The organism is Streptomyces sp. AC550_RSS872 (assembly GCF_019049285.1).
Lineage (GTDB): Bacteria > Actinomycetota > Actinomycetes > Streptomycetales > Streptomycetaceae > Streptomyces.
This window is the reverse complement of the sequence record NZ_JAGMUL010000167.1, coordinates 1-362: the sequence shown is the minus strand read 5'-3', so window position 1 is coordinate 362 and position 362 is coordinate 1. Positions and strand designations below refer to the sequence as shown.

The 362-nt window shown below is 67.7% G+C and carries 1 protein-coding gene; it reads right to left on the bottom strand.

Annotated features, from left to right (window positions below; translation table 11 throughout):
• The coding region (locus KUM44_RS38255; RefSeq protein ID WP_217214381.1) for an ABC transporter permease at positions 1–362 on the bottom strand (362 nt) is incomplete at both ends.

Genomic DNA, 362 nt, shown 5'->3' with positions numbered 1-362 from the left:
CCGAGCCAGCGCACCAGGGCCACCAGGCCGAGCGCGAGGATCGCGAAGGCGATGAGGATGGCGCTGACCGCGGTCACGCTGGGGTCGATCTCGAAGGTGAGGGAGTTGTAGACCTGGACGGGGAGGGTGACGGTGTCGACCGAGGACAGGAACTGGGAGATGTAGAACTCGTCGAAGCTGGTGATGAAGGAGAAGATCGCCGCTGCGATCATGCCGGGCGCGGCGAGGGGGAAGGTGATCTTCCGGGCGATCGTGAGGCGGCCGGCGCCCATGCTGGCGGCTGCGTCCTCCAGGCGTTCGTCGATGCCGCGCAGGGTCGCGATCAGGATCAGCACCGCGATCGGCGAGGCCAGCACGGTGTG